Raw genomic sequence first — 2,800 nt, forward strand, 5'->3', positions numbered from 1 at the left:
ATCTGGTTGTGCATTATGCAGCCGAATGGCTAAGCTTCCGCCTCTTTCATCTCATCAATCAGTTGCATCAATGAATAACATAGCTGCTGCGTTCCTTCACCGGTCATAGCTGATATAGCAAATATTTTTCCTTGCCACTGCAAGCCATCGACAATGGCTTGCACCGTTTTTTGCCTTAGATGCTCATCGGGTAACATATCAATTTTATTGAGTACCAGCCATCGTGGCTTATCAAGTAACTCTGGATCATACTCTTTCAATTCATTGAGGATTGCTTTTGCAGATTCCACAGGATTGCTCTCATCCGCTGGAACAACATCTACAACATGCAACAAAACGCAAGTACGGGATAAATGCTTTAAGAAGCGATGACCAAGGCCCGCACCACTGGCCGCTCCTTCAATTAAGCCAGGAATATCAGCCATAACAAAACTTTTATGAACAGAAACTCTTACTACTCCCAATCCAGGGTGTAACGTAGTAAAAGGATAATCAGCAACTTTAGGTTTTGCACTTGAAACAGCACGAATTAACGTCGATTTCCCCGCATTAGGTAAACCCAGCAAGCCTACATCAGCCAACACACGTAATTCTAAACGCAGATGCCGGGATTCACCCGGGGTACCAGGACTGGTTTGCCGCGGCGCGCGATTAACACTACTCTTGTAACGGGTATTCCCTAAGCCATGAAAACCACCCTGTGCAACGAGCAAACGCTCACCCGCTTGTTTAATATCCCCCAAAAGCTCACCGGTATCAACGTCAAAAACCATGGTGCCCACAGGAACTTGAATGACACAATCATCACCTTTCTTGCCCGTGCAATTGCTCCCCATGCCCGGTTGACCATTTTCGGCTTTGTAATGGCGTTGATAGCGAAAATCGACCAAGGTATTTAAATTGGAATTCGCTTCAAGAAATACACTACCACCATCTCCACCATCGCCACCATCTGGACCCCCGAAAGGCACAAATTTCTCGCGCCTAAAACTTAAGCAACCATGGCCACCGTTACCGGCATCTACTTTAATCAGTGCTTCATCAACGAATTTCATGATTTACATCAACTCATAGGCTAAAAAAAAGCCCCGAATACCGGGGCCCAGAATGTGGAAAGTATAAATTAATTTTCAACGGCGGCGATCGTAACGTATTTACGATTTTTTAGCGCCTTTGACAACGAAACAAACTTGACCGGCAACCAAGGCATATAAGGTATGATCACGGCCAACACCAACACCTTCGCCAGCATGAAAACGTGTACCACGCTGACGCACAAGGATTTCACCAGCGTTAACCATTTGACCACCATAACGCTTTACACCAAGGTACTTAGGATTCGAGTCGCGGCCGTTACGTGTACTACCACCTGCTTTCTTATGAGCCATTTCTTTCCCCTCTTACTTGCTAATCGCAGTAATTTTTACCTGCGTATAATACTGTCGATGACCCATTTGCTTCATATGGTGCTTACGACGACGAAACTTGATAATTTTAACTTTCTTGTGGCGAGCGTGCTCTAGAACTTCAGCCTTAACAACTGCATTTTTAACGAGTGGTGCACCACAGGTGAATTTATCACCATCTGCAAGCATTAAAACTTCAGAGAAGCTGATCTCATTGCCAACGTCTTCAGGTAGCAATTCTAATTTAATAACATCGCCTTCTTTTACGCGGTATTGCTTACCGCCTGTCTTGATTACAGCATACATAGCTATTCTCCAACTCGCCTGCACGGCTCTCACAAATTCAACAAAGTGGCATATTCTATGAAATTACGGCGACGACTTCAAGTTGATTTTAAATTATTGTATACTGCGCCACCCTTGTCCCAATTTTGTTTTGGGTATTTGTCCTGGTCGCGGGCGAACTAAGGGTTTTACTTATTATTGATGGAGACTACTGATGTCAACAATCGTTTTAGAAGCTGAAGCAAGAAAAGACATAGGGAAAGGTGCGAGCCGCCGCCTTCGTCGTCTTGAAAACAAAGTTCCTGCCGTCCTCTATGGCGGAGACAAAAAACCACAATCGATTCATTTACTGCATAACAAAGTGGTAAAAGCGTTGGAAAGTGAAAGCATTTACTCCAGTGTTTTTGATTTAAACGTCGATGGTAAGGTTGAGCACGTTATCCTTAAAGCCCTACAACGCCATCCTTACAAGCCTGTTATTTTACACATGGATCTACAGCGTGTTTCTCCCAAGGATATCTTGGTTAAACAAATTCCTATTCACTTCATTAATGAAGAAACAGCGAAAGGAGTTAAAGCTGGCGGTATTATTAGCCATACCATGGTTCACGTAGAGGTAAAATGTCAGGTGAAAAACCTGCCTGAATTTATTGAAGTTGACATGGTAAACGTCGAGATGGATGATGTTGTCCACCTGTCTGATTTGAAACTGCCTAAAGGCGTTCAATTAACAGTCGATATCACTGATGGCAGCCATAATTTACCTGTCGTTAGCATTCACGCACCTAAAGTTGTAGTTATTGAAGAGGAAGAAAAAGCAGAAGAAGAAGCACCTGCTGCCCCAGCTGAAGAAGAAAAAGGTGAAGATAACGAGTAATACGCTCGGACTGATAATGACTTTGAAGGCGGGATTTTCCCGCCTTGTTTTTAGAACCGGCTCACTTAGGTGCTCTTGGTTCAACATACTAATTATTTAGACCTTCGTTATGACAATTAAACTAATCGTTGGCTTGCGTAATCCTGGTTCTGCCTATGAGCAAACACGACACAATGCCGGTGCATGGTTTGTCGAGGCGCTGGCTGGACGCTACAAAGCGTCTTTCAAAACC

The 2,800-nt window shown here is 43.8% G+C and carries 4 protein-coding genes and 1 pseudogene; 2 read left to right on the top strand and 3 right to left on the bottom strand.

All coding sequences use genetic code 11. The annotated features are described in order from the left end of the window. Nucleotides 1-29: 29 nt before the first annotated feature. The 3 genes from cgtA to rplU all read right to left on the bottom strand — a co-directional run bounded on the left by cgtA (nucleotide 30) and on the right by rplU (nucleotide 1,712). Nucleotides 30-1,055, bottom strand: a complete 1,026-nt coding sequence (gene cgtA, locus BN58_RS19625) for an Obg family GTPase CgtA (RefSeq protein WP_019218290.1) — start codon at nucleotides 1,053-1,055, stop codon at nucleotides 30-32. A gap of 99 nt (nucleotides 1,056-1,154) precedes the next feature. Beyond that, nucleotides 1,155-1,388: a 50S ribosomal protein L27 gene (rpmA, locus tag BN58_RS27580; RefSeq protein ID WP_019218291.1), complete on the bottom strand. Its 234-nt coding sequence runs from the start codon at nucleotides 1,386-1,388 to the stop codon at nucleotides 1,155-1,157. Nucleotides 1,389-1,400: 12 nt separating this feature from the next. Continuing rightward, a complete protein-coding gene (gene rplU, locus BN58_RS19635; RefSeq protein ID WP_019218292.1) occupies nucleotides 1,401-1,712 on the bottom strand; it encodes a 50S ribosomal protein L21 in 312 nt (103 codons plus the stop codon). Between the two features lie 193 nt (nucleotides 1,713-1,905). Here rplU and BN58_RS19640 point away from each other — a divergent pair, with 193 nt between their 5' ends. Both BN58_RS19640 and BN58_RS30310 read left to right on the top strand, forming a co-directional pair. Continuing rightward, nucleotides 1,906-2,568, top strand: coding sequence for a 50S ribosomal protein L25/general stress protein Ctc (locus tag BN58_RS19640; RefSeq protein ID WP_019218293.1), 663 nt, complete (start codon nucleotides 1,906-1,908; stop codon nucleotides 2,566-2,568). Between the two features lie 109 nt (nucleotides 2,569-2,677). Continuing rightward, nucleotides 2,678-2,800: pseudogene (locus BN58_RS30310) on the top strand (aminoacyl-tRNA hydrolase); the annotation flags it as partial.

Origin of the sequence: Legionella tunisiensis (assembly GCF_000308315.1) — a bacterium.
In the GTDB taxonomy this organism is placed as follows: domain Bacteria; phylum Pseudomonadota; class Gammaproteobacteria; order Legionellales; family Legionellaceae; genus Tatlockia; species Tatlockia tunisiensis.

Coding starts and splice junctions, on each gene's coding strand:
- cgtA (WP_019218290.1), bottom strand. CDS start 1,055: ATGAAATTCGTTGATGAAGCACTGATTAAAGTAGATGCCGGTAACGGT.
- rpmA (WP_019218291.1), bottom strand. CDS start 1,388: ATGGCTCATAAGAAAGCAGGTGGTAGTACACGTAACGGCCGCGACTCG.
- rplU (WP_019218292.1), bottom strand. CDS start 1,712: ATGTATGCTGTAATCAAGACAGGCGGTAAGCAATACCGCGTAAAAGAA.
- BN58_RS19640 (WP_019218293.1), top strand. CDS start 1,906: ATGTCAACAATCGTTTTAGAAGCTGAAGCAAGAAAAGACATAGGGAAA.